This window comes from Streptomyces sp. NPDC047072, assembly GCF_040643855.1.
Classification (GTDB): Bacteria; Actinomycetota; Actinomycetes; order Streptomycetales; family Streptomycetaceae; genus Streptomyces.
This window is the reverse complement of record NZ_JBEYVC010000227.1, coordinates 1-15895: the sequence shown is the minus strand read 5'-3', so window position 1 is coordinate 15895 and position 15895 is coordinate 1. Positions and strand designations below refer to the sequence as shown.

The window sequence follows — 15895 nt, the reverse complement described above, 5'->3', positions numbered from 1 at the left end:
GGCCTTGGGCCCCTAAATCATCCGTACACCCAATTCTGGAACCTGTGGGACCGGGCGGCGCCTGCCCGCGCGCCGCCCGGACCGTCCGCTCAGCGCTGGGTGTAGATGAAGCCGACCTTGTCGACCTCGTCGCCGGAGCGCCCGTGGAACCCGGCGATCTGCCAGCCGGAGGGGGCGGTGCGGGTCACGCAGTCGGAGGTGGTGGTGCCCCCGGCCAGCGTGCGGCCCAGGTTGGTCGTGAACTTGGCGTAGAAGATCCGGGTGTGGCCGTCCTTCACCGCCTGGCACAGGTTCGCCGTGGTCACGTACTCCCCGCTGCCCAGGGTCAGCGAGGACGCGGTCCCGCCGGTCCCGCCGTGCGCGAGCGTGGTGCCGTTCGACAGGGTCACGCTCAACTGGTCGACGCGCGAGCCGGCCCGCAGGGCGATGGTGGTGGCGCGGGCGCCCGCCGGAACGCTGTTGACGTCGTTGTAGTAGTCGCCGTGCGGTCCGCCGAACTGGTCGCTGAATTGGTAGGCGGAGTTGCGTGTCCAGCTGAAGCCGACGGTGATCGGGTCGTGGTCGGAGAGCATCAGCCCGTCGCTGGTGAGGAACTTGGCGTGCTCGTTGTTGTACGACGTGGCGTTCAGGGAGACGAGCCTGCTGCTGCGGTAGAGGACCTTGTCGACGACCTCGCAGGTGTTGGGCACGGTCGCCCCGGTCTGGTCGCAGACCAGCGCGTCGCTCCCCTTGGCGGGCGCGCTGCCGCCGCGGATCAGCTGCACCCAGGCGTCGGTGAGGCCGTTGGCCGCGGCGAACTCGGCGATGGTGTCGCCGGTGCGGGTGTAGCGGGTGTTGGTGTCGCCCATGACCACGACCGCGTTCCCGGCGGAGTGGCTGTTGATGAACGCGGTGAGCTGGTTGAGGTTGTCCGCGCGCGAGGCGAGGTCCCCGTCGTTGGTGCCCGCGTTGGTGTGCACGTTGTAGAAGTCGACGTACACCCCCTCGGCGAGCCGCTCGCGCATGAAGGTGAAGCCCTTCGGGGTCAGACAGTCGCCGGAGTCGATCTGGCAGGAGTTCCAGCCCACCCGCTCGAAGTCGTCCTCGTCGTAGGAGATCTTCGAGAGCGTGTTCAGCCCGCTGCCGATCCCGGCGCCGCCGCTGGTGGCGGTGCGGTAGGCGTGCGCGGTGTCGGCGGCGTACAGGTAGGCGTGGTAGTTGAAGTCCTCCTGCACATGGACGATGTCGTACGGCGCTATCCGCTGGCCGATCGTCGTGGTGCTGGACTCGCGCGGGGTGGGCGCGCTGGAGAGGGCCTCGGGCAGGCCTGCCACGTTGTAGCTGAGGACGTTGAAGGTGCCCGAGTCGGCAGCGGCGGCGGGCGGGGCGGTGACGGCGAGACCGCCGACGACGGCGGCCGTCGCAGCCAGACACGCGAAGAGTCTGCGCATGGGGAGTGTCTCCTGGGGGAGTGCGCGGGTGGATGGTGCGGGAGAGAAGTTACCGCCGGTTATAGCTATCTGGCCCTGTGCTGACAGATGTTCATCTTTGCGTCATGCCGGATGGCCGGATCGGGGCCTCACGGACGAACTCGTTCCAGATCTCGGGGAGTTGTGGAATTTCCGGGCGGGAGACCTGTTTAAGATCTGGAGATCGTACGGAGAGGGAAAGCGCGTGAGTGAACCACCAGGCCTCGTCTGCCCGGAGTGCGGGGCGCCCAGGACGGTGGATGGCACTCCGTCCTGTTCCTGCGCGGAGCGCGCCTCGGACGCCCACCGCGAGGCCCGCTCGGCGGAGGCGGCGGCCGCCGAGGACTTCGACCCCGTGCGCATCCGGCCGTTCGTGGAGGTCGGCGACGACAGCGGTTCTCCCGCCGAGGAGATGAGCGTGCCGGCCGGTGAACCGCCGGTCGCCCCGGTGGACTTCGCCGGAACCGAGGGCGACGCCCTCCCCGCGGCGGAACCCCTCTCCGGCCCGGACCCGGACGTCTCGCCGCGCTCGTGGCGACGCCGGAAGGTCCTGATCGCCGGCGCCGGAGCGGCCGCCGCGCTCCTGGTGACCGGATGCTTCGTCGGCGGCCTCTTCTCCTACGACGATCCCGCGCGGGACAGTTCGGTCGCGGGCGGTGTCCGGGCGGGCCTGCCCGAGGGGGAGCCGTCCGCGAACGGGCCGTCGGCCGGCAGCTCCCTCACCGCGACTCCCAGCGAGACATCCGCGTCCCCGTCCTCCTCGCCGAGCCCGTCCCCGACCGACGGCACGGCCACCCCGACGCCGTCCGCCACGCCGACCGGGGCTCCGTCCAGCAGCGCCACCGCCGCGCCGGGGCCGACCGCGTCGAACGGGCAGCCGCCCGTCCTCAGCCTCGGCGACCGGGGGCCCGAGGTCGTCGAACTCCAACTCCGCTTGAAGCAGGCCGGGTTCTACAGCGGGGACGCGGACGGGAACTTCGACGAGGACGTCCGCAGCGCCGTGCGGACCTACCAGTTCGCCCGTCTCATCCTCGACGAGGAGTCGGGTGTCTACGGTCCGGTGACCCGGGCATCGCTGGAGTCCGAGACCACGGAGCCCTGAGCGGGGGCCGTCAGCGCCGAGGCCGGTCGGACTGGGAGCCGGACCTCGACCTGCACGGCCTCACTGGCCGAGCAGACGCTCCCAGGCCAGGAGCCGGGCCAGTTCCTCCTCGGAGGGGCGGGCGGCTGTCGACGGGGTGCGGGTGCCGCGGGAGATGCCGCCGCTGACGGTGATGTTGTGTTCCACGCGCGGGCGGCGCAGCGTTTCGTACAGGTCGAGCCCGGCGTCGAGGCCGGGTGCGTCCCGCAGGGACTTCGCGAGGACCACCGCGTCCTCCAGGGCCATCGACGCACCCTGGCCGGTCGCGGGCGAGGCCGCGTGCGCCGCGTCGCCTATGAGCAGGATCCGTCCGGAGCGCCAAGGGGTGCCGGTGGGTATCTCGGTCGCGTTGGTGACCAGGAGGTCGTCGGTGGTCGCCGCGACGATCCCGGCCGCGGGGGTGGCGTCCGCGCGCAGCGACGACACCAGGAGATCGCGCCACCCCGCCGGTGTGCCCTCGGCCAACTCCTCGGCGGACAGCGGGGCATCGGCGCTCACCCGGGCGAACCAGTACGTCTCGCCCTCGGGCGACACGGCGTAGCCGAAGGCGGCACCGCTGCCGCGGATCATCGTGATGCACGCGTCCTCGCTCGGAGGGGCAGCGGCGTGGGTGTAGCCGTAGAAGACCCGCTGGCCCGCGTAGACGGGCCGGGTGTCCGGGGAGATTCCTCGCCGCACGGCGGAGTTGAGGCCGTCGGCGCCGATCAGCAGGTCGGCGGTGGCGGTGCTCCCGTCGGCGAAGTGCGCGGTGACGCCGGCGGACCCCTCCTCGACGGTGACGAGCCGCGCGCCGTGCCGGACGGTGATGCCCCGGCGGACGGCCTCCTTCTGGAGCGCGGTGTTGAGGTCGCCGCGGCGCAGACAGCGGTAGCGCAGGAGCGGGTCGGCGGCCTCGCCCATGGGGTTGTGCGCCACCTCGGCGCCCGTGTGGTCGAGGAGGCGCAGGGAGGTCAGCGGAAAGCCGATCGCGGTGACCGCCGACGAGGCGTCCAGCTCGGCGAGGGCGCGCATGCCGTTGCTCGCCAGGGTGAGGAAGGCGCCGATGTCCTCGGCCGCGTCGGGATGCGCCTCGTGCACCGCGACTGCGCAGCCCGCCTTGTGCAGCGCCAGCGCCGCCGCCGTCCCCGCGATGCCGCCGCCGATGACCGCCACTCGTGTCACATTCACCCCCGTGGGTCCCGCCCGTCCGTCCGGGCATGGAGGAAGAACGTCCCGGCGGCGGCCGAGGTTCCGAACGGGGAGGTATCTGGAGTCCGGCCTGGCCGACGCCGTCGCCCCGTCCCGCGCGGCGGACGTCGAGGAGGCTGTCGCCGTACGCGAGGCGATCCACGCGCTGGTCACCGCCCGCCGGCTCGGCGAGGCATTCGGCAGGACCGCGCTCGCCGTGCTGAACCACGCGGCCCGCCGGACGTCCGTGACCCCGCAGCTCACCCCCACGGGGCGGTGGGCGCGGCACGCCGTCGAGCTGCTGACCGGACCGGACGTGCCGCTCATGAAGGAGTGCGGCGACCCGGAGTGCACCCGCGTCTGCATCGACCGCTCGCGCGGTATGCGCCGGCAGTGGTGCGGCATGGAGTCCTGCGGCAACCGCCTCAAGGCGGCGGCGTACCGGGCACGGAAGAAGCGGACTGCCGACGAGAGTGGCCTCGGCTCGCGCGGACTGTCTGGGAGCAGGAAAGAGCCGGTCGGTCCGCACCTCGACGGTGTGGGCCGACCGGCTCCGCGTCCGCGTCAGGCGCCGCTCTCCCGGAGCATGTCCTCGCGTTCGACGATCTTCACGCGCTCGCGGCCCTGCGGCTCGCCCAGCGCCTTCTCGGCGGCGTCCAGCTTGTACCAGCCCTCCCAGGTGGTGAAGCGGATCTCGCGCTCGGCGAGGAACGCGTCCACCGCCTCGGGCTCGGGGGCGGTCGGCGTCTGGAGCCGGTCGTTCGCGAAGTCGTCCAGCAGGTTCGCGACGGTCTCGTTGGCGTCGCCCTTGGTGTGGCCGATGAGGCCCACCGGACCACGCCGGATCCAGCCGGTGACGTACGTCGACGGGAAGTGCTCGCCGGACTCCTGGAGGACCCGGCCGCCCTCGTCGGGGACCGTGCCCGACTCGATGTCCCAGGGCAGCTTGGAGACCTTGTCGGAGAGGTAACCGACCGCGCGGTAGACGGCGTTCACGTCCCAGTCGGTGAACTCGCCGGTGCCCTTGACGTTGCCGGTGCCGTCCAGCTCGGTGCGCTCGGTGCGCAGGCCGACGACCTTGCCGTCCTCGCCGAGGATCTCCGTCGGCGACTCGAAGAAGTGCAGGAACAGCTTGTGCGGGCGGTCGCCGACATCGCGGATCGCCCAGTTCTCCAGGGTCTTGGCGACCATGTCGACCTGCTTGTTGGAGCGCCGCTGCTCGATGGAGCCCTTGTCGTAGTCGATGTCCTCGGGGTTGACGATGACCTCGATGTTGGGGGAGTGGTCCAGCTCCCGCAGCTCCATCGGGCTGAACTTCGCCTGCGCCGGGCCACGACGGCCGAACACGTGGATCTCCACGGCCTTGTTGGCCTTGAGGCCCTCGTAGACGTTCGGCGGGATCTCGGTCGGCAGCAGCTCGTCCGCCGTCTTCGCGAGGATCCGCGAGATGTCCAGCGCCACGTTGCCCACGCCGAGGACGGCGACCTTCTCGGCCTCCAGCGGCCAGGTGCGCGGCACGTCCGGGTGACCGTCGTACCAGGAGGCGAAGTCGGCGGCGCCGTAGGAGCCGTCCAGCTCGACACCGGGGATCTTCAGCTCGCGGTCGGCCATCGCACCGGTGGAGAAGACGACGGCGTCGTAGAAGGCGCGCAGGTCGTCCAGGTGCAGGTCGGTGCCGTAGTCGACGTTGCCGAACAGGCGTATCTGCGGCTTGTCGAGGACCTGGTGGAGGGCGCCCACGATGCCCTTGATGCGGGGGTGGTCGGGGGCGACGCCGTACCGGATGAGGCCGAAGGGAGCCGGCATCCTCTCGAAGAGGTCGATGGACACGCCGGGTTCGGCGGCCACGTCGGACTTGAGCAGGGCGTCGGCGGCGTAGATCCCGGCGGGGCCGGCTCCGACGATGGCTACCCGCAGGGGGCGGGGCATGTTCAGGTTCCCTTCGAGCGGCGACAGATCGACTCGGGGGAAGCCTAAGCTAAGGCAAGCCTAAGTCAGTACGCGGGTCCGGTCTATGAGCTCATAAGGTCACTTTATGAGTCGTGGATCACCGCAGGAGAGCGGCTGTCGGGCTCACGGCAGCGACTGTTCGGCCCAGATCACTTTGCCCACCGGGGTGTAGCGGGTGCCCCAGCGCTCGGCGAGCTGCGCCACCAGGAACAGGCCCCGGCCGCCCTCGTCGGTCATCGCCGCGTACCTGAGGTGCGGTGAGGTGCTGCTGCTGTCGAAGACCTCGCAGATCAGGGTGCGGTCGTAGAGCACCCGGACGAGGATCGGGTCGCCGCCGTAGCGGATCGCGTTGGTGACGAGCTCGCTCAGGATCAGCTCGGTGGCGAAGGAGAGGTCGTCGAGCCCCCAGTGGGCCAGCTGCCGGGTGACCGAGGCACGGACCTCGGAGACGGCCGCCGGGTCGCCGGGCACCTCCCACTGGGCGATCCGGTCGGCGGCGAGCGCCCGGGTGCGGGCCACCAGCAGCGCGATGTCGTCACCGGCCCGGCCGGGCCGCCGCGCGTCGAGGACGGTCCCGACGGTCTCCTCGGGCGAGGGACCCGCCTGCTCCAGCGCCGTGCGCAGCAGTTCGAGGCCGACGTCGATGTCGCGGTCCCGGTCCTCGACGAGTCCGTCGGTGTACAGGACGAGTCGGCTGCCCTCGGGGAGTTCCAGGTCGGCTGTCTCGAAGGGCAGGCCGCCGAGGCCGAGCGGGGGACCGGCGGGCACGTCGGGGTACTCGACGGTGCCGTCGGGGTGGATCAGGGCGGGCGGCGGATGGCCCGCGCGGGCGATCGTGCACAGCCGGGACACCGGGTCGTAGACCGCGTAGAGGCAGGTCGCGCCGGTGACGGAGGAGGCGTCGCCCTCCGCGGTCTCGTCCTGGTCGATCCGGGCGACCAACTCGTCGAGCAGGGCGAGCAGTTCGTCGGGCGGCAGGTCCAGGGCGGAGAAGTTGTGCACGGCCGTGCGCAGCCGTCCCATGGTGGCCGCGGCGTGCAGTCCGTGGCCGACGACGTCGCCGACCACCAGGGCGACCCGGGCGCCGGACAGCGGCAGCACGTCGAACCAGTCGCCGCCGACCCCTGCCTGCGCGGGCTGGTAGTGGTAGGCGATCTCCAGGGCGTCCTGCTCGGGCAGGGTGCGCGGCAGCAGGCTCCGCTGGAGGGTGACCGCCATGGTGTGCTCGCGGGTGTAGCGGCGGGAGTTGTCGATGGAGACCGCGGCCCGGGTGACCAGCTCCTCGGCGAGCGCCACTTCCTCGGGGTCGAAGGGCTCGGGCTTCTCCGAGCGCCAGAAGCTGACCGCGCCGAGGACGAGGTTGCCGGCCCGCAGCGGTACGGCGATCAGCGAGTGGATGCCGTACTCCACGACCTGCGCGGACCGCTCCAGGTCCTGGGCCCGCCAGCCGGGCGCCTCGGCGAGGCGCGCTTCGAGGACGGCCCGGCCCTCGCGCGCGGCGTGGGCCTGCGGGGAGCTGTCGACCAGCCGTATCTGCTCGCCGACCGGGTAGAGCGGGGCGTCCTTGCGGATCCCGCTGAGCGCGGTGCGGCGCAGGGCGGTCGCCGACTCCGGCTCGCCGCCGCTCAGGACGGGCTCGAACAGGTCCACGGTGGCGAAGTCCGCGAACCGGGGCACGACCAGCTCGGCCAGCTCCTCGGCGGTGCGGGTGACGTCCAGGCTCGTGCCGATGTTGACCGTGGCGTCGTAGAGGATGTCCAGGCGCTCGCGGGCCGTCTCGGCGCGGCCGGACAGGGCGCGCAGCTCGGTGGAGTCGCGCAGGGTGGCGACGCTGCCGGGCGGGCCGCCCTGGATGTCGGTGGGCCGCTGGTTGACGGCCAGGAGCCGGTCCTTGACCCGGTGCACCTCGTCGGTGGCCTCGCGGCCGGAGGCCAGCAGCCCGGCGGTGTCGGCGGGCAGACCGAGGTCGAGGACGTGCCGGCCCTCGGCGTCGGCCGGCAGGTCGAGGAGTCGCTGGGCCTCGTCGTTGGCGAGCAGCAGGACGCCCTCGCCGCCCACGATCAGGACGCCCTCGCGCACGGCGTGCAGCACCGCGTCGTGGTGCTCGTACATCCGGGTCATCTCGTGCGGGCCCAGGCCGTGCGTCTGGCGCAGCAGCCGTCTGCTGACCAGCGCGGTCCCGCCGGTGGCCAGGGCCAGGCCGACGGCGGCCGCGAGCAGCAGCAGCGGGATCTGCTGGTCGGCGGTGCCACCGACCTTGTCGGTGGTGATCCCGGCCGACACCAGGCCGACGACCTTCCCGCCGTCCTTGATCGGGACGACGGCCTGCACGAGGGGTCCGATGGTGCCCGTGATGTCCTCGGTCACCACGTGCCCGGCCAGCGCGGGCGCGATCGTGCCGACGAACTTCTTGCCGATCCGGTCCGGCTTCGGGTGGGTGTAGCGGATGCCGTCGGTGTTCATGACGACGATGAAGTCCACGTCGGTCGCCACCCGGGCCGCCTCCGCGCGGGGCTGGAGGATCGCCGACGGATCGGGACTGCGCAGGGCCTCGACGGTGCCCGGGGCGTTCGCGAAGGTCTCCGCCACCGCCACCGAGCGGTTGCGGGCCTCGATGGTGCTGTCGTGGCGGACCTGGAGCACCAGCGCCACCGCGGCGGCGACCACCAGCAGCAGCACGATCACCACTTGCAGCAGGAAGACCTGCCCGGCCACGCTGCGCCCGCCGAGCGTCGCCCGCAGGGCCGTCGGGCCCCGCCGGACCCGGCCCGCGCCGTGCTCCACCCGGGTGGGGGAACCGCCCCCGGCGGGGCCCTCGGGCGGCTCGGTGGCACGGTCGAGGGCGGGACGGGGGCGCGGACCGCCGGGGCGACGGCTCCACCGGGCCCCGGAACGGCCCAGGAGACGGACCATGTGCCCATTCCTACACTGCCGCGCCACGGGAGGCGAGGGGCGTCACCTGGCGTGACAGAACATCGACAATTCTCTCTCGCCGTGTTCCCGGATCTCTCGCCGTGTTTCCGGATCTCTTACCGTGTTCCCTGATCTCTCTCACTGTGATCCCGGAGCGGCCGCACGCCGTGCGGCGAGCAGCAGGGCGATGTCGTCGGGGCGGTCCAGGGCGTGCCGGGCCGTCGCCGTCAGCCGGTCGGCGACCCCGCTCAGGAACCGTCCGCCCGGGCGGGCCGCCGGCGCCCCCGACTTCGCGAGCGCCACCCGCAGCGCGGTGATGCCCTCGTCGATGTCGCCGCCGGGCCGCTCCACCAGCCCGTCGGTGTACAGCGCGAGGACGGCGCCGGGCTCCATCAGGAACTCCGACACGGGATAGCGGGCCCGCGGGTCCACGCCGAGCACCACCCCGCCGGGCAGGTCCAGCACCCGGGTGCGGCCGTCGGAGGCGCGCAGCAGCGGCGGCGGATGCCCGGCCCGCGCCACCCGGGCCGTACCGGTGGCCGGATCCAGCCGGATGTAGCAGCAGCTCGCGAACAGGCCGGGGTCGAGATCGATCAGCAGATGGTTCGTACTGCTCATGACCTCGTCGGGGGGCCGGTCGCCGAGCGCGAAGGCCCGCACCGCGCTGCGCAGCTGGCCCATGGTGGCCGCCGCCTGCACACCGTGCCCCTGTACGTCCCCGATGACCAGGGCCAGTCCGTCGCCCGACTCGACGACGTCGTACCAGTCCCCGCCCACGTCCATGCCCGCGGTGCCCGGCAGATAGCGCCCCACCGTCTCCACCCGGGGGTGCGCCGACAGCCGGCGCGGCAGGAGCGCCTGTTGCAGGCCCCGGGCCAGCGCGGTCTCGGACTCGTAGCGCTGGGCCTTCTCCATGGCGTGGGCGATGAGCCCGGCGAGTGCGGTGAGCACCGTGCGTTCCTCGGTGCTGAAGCTGCGCGGCCGGTCGAAGCCGAGGATGCAGGAGCCGACCGGCCGCCCGGAGGCGATCAGCGGCAGGAAGGTGCGGGCGCCCTCGGTGGCGTCCAGGGCGATGCCCGGGTAGGCGGCCGTCAGCTGTTCCATGGAGTCGAAGAACAGCGGGCGGCCGGTGGTGAGCGTCTCCACTCCGGGCAGGTGTGCGTCGAGCGCCACGCCGTCGAAGGGCGTGAGGAAGCCCTTCGGGAAGCCGGTCTCCCACTCCAGGTACAGATGCCGGTCCTGGAGCAGGTAGATCGCGAGCCGGCGGCCGCCGAACGCGGGCAGCAGCTCGCGCATCACCACGGCGGACACCTGGCGGGCGGTGACCGCCTCGGACAGGGCGATGGCCAGCGCGATCGGCCGGTACAGGGGCGCGAGCGGGCTCGCGTCGGCCGCGGCCGGACCGGGCGGGGCCTCCTGGTCGCCGAGCGTGTCGGTGAGCCGGCTGGTGGGGCGGATCGTGCAGGTCAGCCGGTCGGCCGCCGGGTGCACGGACAGGGCGAGCCAGTCACCCTCCAGGTCCTCGCCGCCCTCCGCGGGAGGCCGTACGAGATGGAAGTGGACCGGGTCCGGAGACAGCAGGGCCGCACGTAGGTGGTCCTCGAAGTCGGGGCGGCCCAGCCACGGCACCGCTTCCCACAGGTCACGGCCGACCAGCTCGCCGCGAGGGCGGCCCAGGAGCTGTGCGGCGCGCGGATTGGCGTAGACGACCAGACCCAGCCGGTCCAGGCAGAACACGCCGTCGGGCAGCAGGTCGGCCGCCGCGTCGGCCGCGGCGGAGGGGCTCGGGGTGAGCACGATGCCCCGGACAGGCGGGGCGGCGGGCGGCTCGCCGGTGCTCCAGAGGTCCAGCAGCCGCAGCGTGCCATCCTGGGCGCGCAGATACAGCGGGAGCGTGGGCGGCCGGCCGGCGGAGGTGTCGCGCAGGGTCGCGAGGACGGGATCCGGCCGGCCGGGGGAGACCGCGTCGGCGAACGCCTCGACGGTGCCGGGGAACTCCTCGGGCGCCATGCCCAGCAGGGCGCGCAGGTCGTCGTCCAGGGTCACGGTCGCCGCTTTCGGATCCCAGGCGAACCGGCCGGTACGACCCGTGGGCGCGACCGGCACCGGCGGGCGCAGGCAGAGCGGCTCGCCGTCCCAGGCGACCCCGTCCGCGTCGTCGTCCTCCAGGCCGCGCAGCGCGGCGCCCAGCTCCTGGGCCAGCCGTACGACGCGGTCCCGGCCGGAGAGCACCTCGGCAGCGTCCGCCACGGCCGGGCGCAGCACGGTCAGCACACCGTAGGTCGTCGAGCCGGCCACGACCGGCACGTACAGGGAGCCGAACTGGAACGGTAGACCGGCCGCGAACTGGGGATAGCGGCGCATGGTCTCGGTGGCGTTCGGCAGCACCACCTGCACCCCGAGCCGGTACGCGTCCGCGACCGGGAACGGCCGGTCCACATGCATCCGCCACCAGGGGCGGAAGAGCGGGCCGGGCAGCCCCGACAGGACGGCGAGGCGCAGCAGTCCGGGCGTGCGAGAGCGCAGATAGACCCCTCCGGAGTGACCGCCGGCCGCGCTGATCGCCTCCGCCGAGGCCTCGATCAGCAGCGCCGCCAGCCGCCCGGTCGTCGGGTGTGCGTGCTCGACGCTCCCAGTCATCCGCCCTACCTCGTCCGTGCGCCGTCCCGCGAGCGACACAGCAAGAATGCGCCACGAGACCACCGGACCGCACCCGGGCGGCCATATGCGTACGTAAGGCCGGTGTGTCCGAGCCGGTCTCCTGCGGATGGCTATTTCAGCTCTGGCTTATATAAGTGTCGGCTGGCATAGTGGGGTGCGTGCACGCGTTCGACGTACTCGGGGATCCGGTCAGGCGCCGGATATTGGAACTGCTCGCCGCCGGTGAGCAGGCGTCGGGCGAGGTCAGTGCCGTGATCCGGGACGAGTTCGGGATCTCCCAGCCGGCCGTCTCGCAGCATCTGAAGGTCCTGCGGGACAGCGGCTTCGCCTCCGTGCGGGCCGAGGGCACCCGGCGGCTGTACGCCGTCGAGACCGCCCCGCTGCGCGAGGTGGACGACTGGCTGGAACGCTTCCGGGGCTTCTGGGACCAACGGCTCGACGCGCTCGGAACAGAGCTCGCGCGCGGCAAGCGCGAGCGCAGGCTGAGAGAGGAAGGGAGCGGCGATGCATGACTTCGTCGACCAGATCAACCGGCTGCACCGCCGGGTCGGCACCCGGCAGGTCGCGGCGGGCGAGGCCCGTACCGTCCTGATGCGGCGCACCTACGACGCCGGCATCGCCGACGTGTGGGACGCGGTGACCTCACCGGAGCGGATCGGCCGCTGGTTCCTGCCGGTCAGCGGCGAGTTCAAGGTGGGCGGCCGCTACCAGCTGGAGGGCCAGGCGGGCGGCGAGATCCTCGAGTGCGTCGAGCCGGAGCGGCTGCGGGTGAGCTGGCTGATGGGCCCGGACCCCGGTTTCAGCGAGGTCGAGGTCCGCCTCACGCCCGACGGTGAGGAACGGACCGTCTTCGAGCTGGAGCACGTGGCGGTCGTACCGGAGGAGTTCTGGGGGCAGTTCGGCCCGGGAGCCACCGGCGTCGGCTGGGACCTGATGTCCCTCGGCCTCGCCCTGCACCTCGCCGGCGGCCACATGACCCAGGAGGAGAGCGTGGCGTGGCAGCTCTCCGACGAGGGCAAGCGGTGCGCGACCCTCTCGGGCAGCGCCTGGGGCGAGGCCTACGCCGCCTCGGGCGCCGAGGAGAAGACGGTGACGGCCACGACGGCCGCCACGATCGCCTTCTACACCGGCACCGCGACTCCCTGACCCCGTCAGGCCGTGCGCAGGGTGCTCTTGGCGAGCCGGTACGCCGGGAGCATCTCCTCGTGCTCCTCCGAGTCGAGCCCGCCGAGGTGCACGACGACGGGACCGGCCGGGGTGACCACGGCGAGGGCGTGCTCCGTCTTCTTCTCGTCCAGGAGCTCGCTCTCGTAGAGGTACTCGACCTCGACGCCGGACAGACCGCCGGTCTTGAAGTCGCTGTACTTCTCCTTGCTCACCCCGTCCTCGTCCCTGAGGAAGGACTCCAGGACGGTACGGGCGTCGGTGCCGTCCGGCTTGCCGGTCCAGATCCGCAGATAGCCGATGTTGCCCGCGGGCTTGGCGTCGATCTCGCAGGCCAGGCTGACCAGGCCCTGCGGCAGCGGGGTGTCGACGGACTCCGCCGTCCACTTCTTGGCGAGGTCGAAGGTGACGGGCAGTTCGCAGGCGGAACCCGCGGCGCCGATCGAGCCGCCGCTCTGCGCGACCTTCTGATCCGCTGCGCTGGAAGCGGTGGAGGTCTTCGACTCCTCTTCCGCGCCACCCGAACAGCCCGCCAACACACCGGCCAGCAACGCCACTTCGGCCATCCGACGCCGTCTGCTCCCCGCCCCGACCAGCATTCCGCGGCTCTCCCCATATCCAGTGGTTGTTCCCGGAGCAGTCAGATTAGGTGGCGGGGATAACGAATCATGCAGCGAGGGGAAGAGGCGCCCGTGATCTTCGACGACCACTGCGACGCGATCGTCGCCCAGACCGACCTGCTCGCCCGGCACGTCAAGGGCGCGGGCCTGTCCGCCCCGGTGCCCACCTGCCCCGGCTGGGATCTCGGCCGCCTCCTGCGGCACGTGGGCGCCGACCACCGCTGGGCCGAGGAGATCGTGCGCACGGGGGCCACCGGGCCCACCGCCGACGACGCGGTCAACGACCCGGACGCGTACGCCGACCTGGACGACTCCGCCCTCGGCGCCTGGCTCACCGAGGGCGCGGCCCGGCTGGCGGCCACCCTGCGGGCGGCCGGGTCGGACCTGCGGGTGTGGACCCCGGCCGACGAGCGGGTCGTCGAGCCGTCCGCCGGGTTCTGGGCGCGGCGGATGACGTACGAGACCCTCCTGCACCGCGCCGACGCGGCGCTGGTGACCGGCGCGGAGTTCGCCGTGGAGGACATGCTGGCGATCGGCGGGGTGGAGGAGTGGCTGGAGTTCTCCACCGTCGACGAGGCGTACGCGCCCGTGCCCGGTGAACCGGAGCTGCTGGGCCCCGGGCGGGCGATCCACTTCGACGCGGGCGGCGCGGGGCAGTGGCTGGTCGACCTCGGCGGGGAACGGCCGCGGTGGCGGCGGGGGACCGGCCGGGCGCCGGTGAGCGTGCGCGGGCCGGTCACGGACCTGCTGCTCTTCCTCTACGAGCGTCCCGCGCCCGGAGTCGTGACGCGGGGTGACTCGGCGTTGCTGGAGCTGTGGCTGCGGCGGACCCGGTTCTGGCTGGAGGTGTGAGAGAAGGGGGCGGTGTGGCCGAAGCCACGTGGTTCGGGGGCGTCGGAGGCATGTCGTCCGCGGTGGGCCCCGGGCTACCGTTTTGTGCAGTCCCCTCTCACCTCGGCAGTTCGGGCGGCCCGGCAGTGCAAGCAGATCTCTCCCCGGTCATCGCGGCGACCGCCCACTGGATGACCTGTGCCTACCCCGCCTCCGGCGGGGCCCTGGCCGCCGCGCTGTGCGAGGTGCAGGCCCGGCAGGCGGTGACCGTCGCCGCCTGGCTGCGCTATCCGACCTCGATGGACGCGGCGCTCATGGGCATGGCGGGACCGGGCGGCTCCGCCCGGCTCGACTGGGTCACCGGCGCGGACGGCTCCGCCGAGTGGGACGCCGACGAGGACGCCTGGCGCACCTGGGTGGACGAGGTCGTCGCCAGCTGGGCGGCCTGTCTGCTCACCGACCCCGAACTCGCCGCCCTGGCCGTCGCCGACATCGCCCACGGCGAGCACGCGGCGGGCACACCGGGCGAGTTCCGGCGCCTGCTGAACCCGGACGCCACGGACCGCCGCGCCGCGGCCCTGCTGCGCCACCCGGACCTGCTCGCCCCGGTGGCCACACTCCACCGGGGCGAGCTGCTGATCCGGCTGGGGCCGGGGCAGGCACTGATCGCCTGACGCCCGAGCCGGGGGATCGCGGGCCGGGTCTGCGCTGACCAGGGGCCGCGGGCTTGCCTGCGGGCCGGGTCCGCGCCGGTCAGGTCGGCCGCCGCTTGCGGGCCGGTCCGCTTCGGCCAGGTCGGCCGACGTCATCCCTCCTTGCCGCGCCCGCTCAACGCGTCGCGCAGGCGGTCGACCAGGCCGGCGCCGGGGGCCAGGAACTTGTTGGCCGGGGGTGTGTCCGGGGCGGACGGGTGGGGCCGGGTCGGCGCCATTTTCTTGGCGCGGCGGACTTTCTCGCCCAGCTCGTTGAGCTCCTTCTCCGAGCACGCGGCACGCAGTTGCGGGAAGAGGGTCTGCTCCTCGTCGGCGATGTGCGAGCGCACCTCGCTCATCAGCTCCCTCGCCAGCCGGTCGAACTCGGGGTCGTCCGCCTCGCAGCCCTCCAGGTCCTTCATGAGCTGCTCGGCCTTGGAGTGGTCCTCGATCTCCCGGTCCGCCATGGCGTTCCCGTTGACCAGGTACTCCCGCACCGCCGGGTACAGGTACTCCTCCTCGGCCACCGAGTGCCGCACCAGCTCCATGGTGGCCTGGTCGGCGTACAGCTTCCGGTTCTTCTCGCCGGACGGCAGCGCCTCGATCTTCCCGAAGAGTTCCTCGACCTCCCGGTGATCGGTCACCAGCTCGTCGATGACGTTTCCGCCGTGTCCCATCGTCCTACCTCCGGCTCACGAGTTCCTGCGGGGACAGTTGTTTGATCAGGGTGTTGGTCCAGCGCAGCTGCCGCAGCGTCTGCGGATGGCATGCCGAGGCCAGGCTCAGCAGCCCTTCGTCCCGGGCTGCCCGAGCGGCCTGCGCGAGCATCTCCCAGCACAGGGAGTTCTGCGTGGCGACCAGATGCAGGGCGCACAGGTCGCGCAACAGGGGCGGTCCGGCGTCGGTGAGGTCGACGCGGATGCCGATCCCCGGTGCGCCGTCGAGCCGTACGTCCCGCTCGGCGGCGGCCGCCACCAGCCGCTCGGCGTGCTCGCGCGACCAGGCGGCGAGGTCCCGGGCGACGTGGTGCACCTCGTGCTCCTCGGCGTGGCGCTCGGCGACGGCCAGGAGTTGCTGCGCCAGCCGTCGCTCCCCGTCGTACAGGGCGCCGATCATCTCGTTCACCGCTCGCCTCCCCGGGATTCCTGGGACGCGTACGCCTCCCGGCCGCCGGCCGTGGCCGGCACCGACCCGGTGTCCGCCGGGGCCGACGCGTCGCTGGAGCCGGTCAACTCCGGTGCGAACGCCGGGTCCTTGACGACCGCGCGGTGGAAGGGGATCGCCGTGGCCATGCCCTCGACCTGGAAC

General features: G+C 72.7%; 14 protein-coding genes and 1 pseudogene. 6 read left to right on the top strand and 9 right to left on the bottom strand.

Features of this window, described 5'->3' with window-relative positions:
* Positions 1-89: 89 nt before the first annotated feature.
* The gene (locus tag ABZ896_RS47970) at positions 90-1430 is read right to left on the bottom strand and encodes a jacalin-like lectin (RefSeq protein WP_360944097.1); all 1341 of its coding nucleotides are present in this window, start codon (positions 1428-1430) and stop codon (positions 90-92) included.
* A gap of 223 nt (positions 1431-1653) precedes the next feature.
* Between ABZ896_RS47970 and ABZ896_RS47965 the strand changes: the two genes are divergently transcribed.
* Positions 1654-2550 carry a peptidoglycan-binding domain-containing protein gene (locus tag ABZ896_RS47965; protein ID WP_360944094.1) on the top strand — a complete coding sequence of 299 codons (897 nt, stop codon included), beginning with the start codon at positions 1654-1656 and terminating at the stop codon, positions 2548-2550.
* A 60-nt stretch (positions 2551-2610) separates the two neighbouring features.
* Here ABZ896_RS47965 and ABZ896_RS47960 read toward each other — a convergent pair whose 3' ends face one another.
* Complete coding sequence (locus ABZ896_RS47960; RefSeq protein ID WP_360944106.1) at positions 2611-3750, bottom strand: FAD-dependent oxidoreductase; 1140 nt, start codon at positions 3748-3750, stop codon at positions 2611-2613.
* 85 nt (positions 3751-3835) lie between these two features.
* On the opposite strand from ABZ896_RS47960, the pseudogene ABZ896_RS47955 reads away from it, so the two are divergent.
* Positions 3836-4213: pseudogene (locus tag ABZ896_RS47955) on the top strand (CGNR zinc finger domain-containing protein); the annotation flags it as partial.
* A gap of 107 nt (positions 4214-4320) precedes the next feature.
* Here ABZ896_RS47955 and ABZ896_RS47950 read toward each other — a convergent pair.
* The 3 genes from ABZ896_RS47950 to ABZ896_RS47940 form a co-directional block, all read right to left on the bottom strand.
* The gene (locus tag ABZ896_RS47950; protein ID WP_360944091.1) at positions 4321-5685 is read right to left on the bottom strand and encodes an FAD-dependent oxidoreductase; all 1365 of its coding nucleotides are present in this window, start codon (positions 5683-5685) and stop codon (positions 4321-4323) included.
* Between the two features lie 144 nt (positions 5686-5829).
* A complete protein-coding gene (locus ABZ896_RS47945; RefSeq protein WP_360944087.1) occupies positions 5830-8619 on the bottom strand; it encodes a SpoIIE family protein phosphatase in 2790 nt (929 codons plus the stop codon).
* A 138-nt stretch (positions 8620-8757) separates the two neighbouring features.
* Positions 8758-11259, bottom strand: a complete 2502-nt coding sequence (locus ABZ896_RS47940) for a SpoIIE family protein phosphatase (protein WP_360944084.1) — start codon at positions 11257-11259, stop codon at positions 8758-8760.
* A gap of 170 nt (positions 11260-11429) precedes the next feature.
* Here ABZ896_RS47940 and ABZ896_RS47935 point away from each other — a divergent pair, with 170 nt between their 5' ends.
* Together ABZ896_RS47935 and ABZ896_RS47930 are read left to right on the top strand one after the other, a co-directional pair.
* Complete coding sequence (locus ABZ896_RS47935) at positions 11430-11792, top strand: metalloregulator ArsR/SmtB family transcription factor (RefSeq protein ID WP_360944103.1); 363 nt, start codon at positions 11430-11432, stop codon at positions 11790-11792.
* Positions 11785-12426 (top strand): SRPBCC family protein, encoded by a 642-nt coding sequence (locus tag ABZ896_RS47930; protein WP_360944081.1) that lies wholly within the window; start codon positions 11785-11787, stop codon positions 12424-12426. Before ABZ896_RS47935 ends, ABZ896_RS47930 begins: the two co-directional genes overlap by 8 nt.
* A gap of 5 nt (positions 12427-12431) precedes the next feature.
* Here ABZ896_RS47930 and ABZ896_RS47925 read toward each other — a convergent pair whose 3' ends face one another.
* The gene (locus ABZ896_RS47925) at positions 12432-13043 is read right to left on the bottom strand and encodes a lipoprotein (RefSeq protein WP_360944078.1); all 612 of its coding nucleotides are present in this window, start codon (positions 13041-13043) and stop codon (positions 12432-12434) included.
* A 69-nt stretch (positions 13044-13112) separates the two neighbouring features.
* On the opposite strand from ABZ896_RS47925, the gene ABZ896_RS47920 reads away from it, so the two are divergent.
* Both ABZ896_RS47920 and ABZ896_RS47915 read left to right on the top strand, forming a co-directional pair.
* Positions 13113-13916, top strand: coding sequence for a maleylpyruvate isomerase family mycothiol-dependent enzyme (locus ABZ896_RS47920; RefSeq protein WP_360944075.1), 804 nt, complete (start codon positions 13113-13115; stop codon positions 13914-13916).
* Positions 13917-14041: 125 nt separating this feature from the next.
* Positions 14042-14569 carry a hypothetical protein gene (locus tag ABZ896_RS47915; RefSeq protein ID WP_360944072.1) on the top strand — a complete coding sequence of 176 codons (528 nt, stop codon included), beginning with the start codon at positions 14042-14044 and terminating at the stop codon, positions 14567-14569.
* A 131-nt stretch (positions 14570-14700) separates the two neighbouring features.
* On the opposite strand, the gene ABZ896_RS47910 is transcribed toward ABZ896_RS47915, so the two are convergent.
* The 3 genes from ABZ896_RS47910 to ABZ896_RS47900 all read right to left on the bottom strand — a co-directional run.
* Entirely contained in the window at positions 14701-15264 is a 564-nt protein-coding gene (locus tag ABZ896_RS47910) for a hemerythrin domain-containing protein (protein WP_360944069.1), read from the bottom strand.
* Positions 15265-15268: 4 nt separating this feature from the next.
* Complete coding sequence (locus ABZ896_RS47905) at positions 15269-15703, bottom strand: hypothetical protein (RefSeq protein ID WP_360944100.1); 435 nt, start codon at positions 15701-15703, stop codon at positions 15269-15271.
* A gap of 5 nt (positions 15704-15708) precedes the next feature.
* The coding region (locus ABZ896_RS47900) for a hypothetical protein (protein ID WP_360944109.1) at positions 15709-15895 on the bottom strand (187 nt) is incomplete at its 5' end.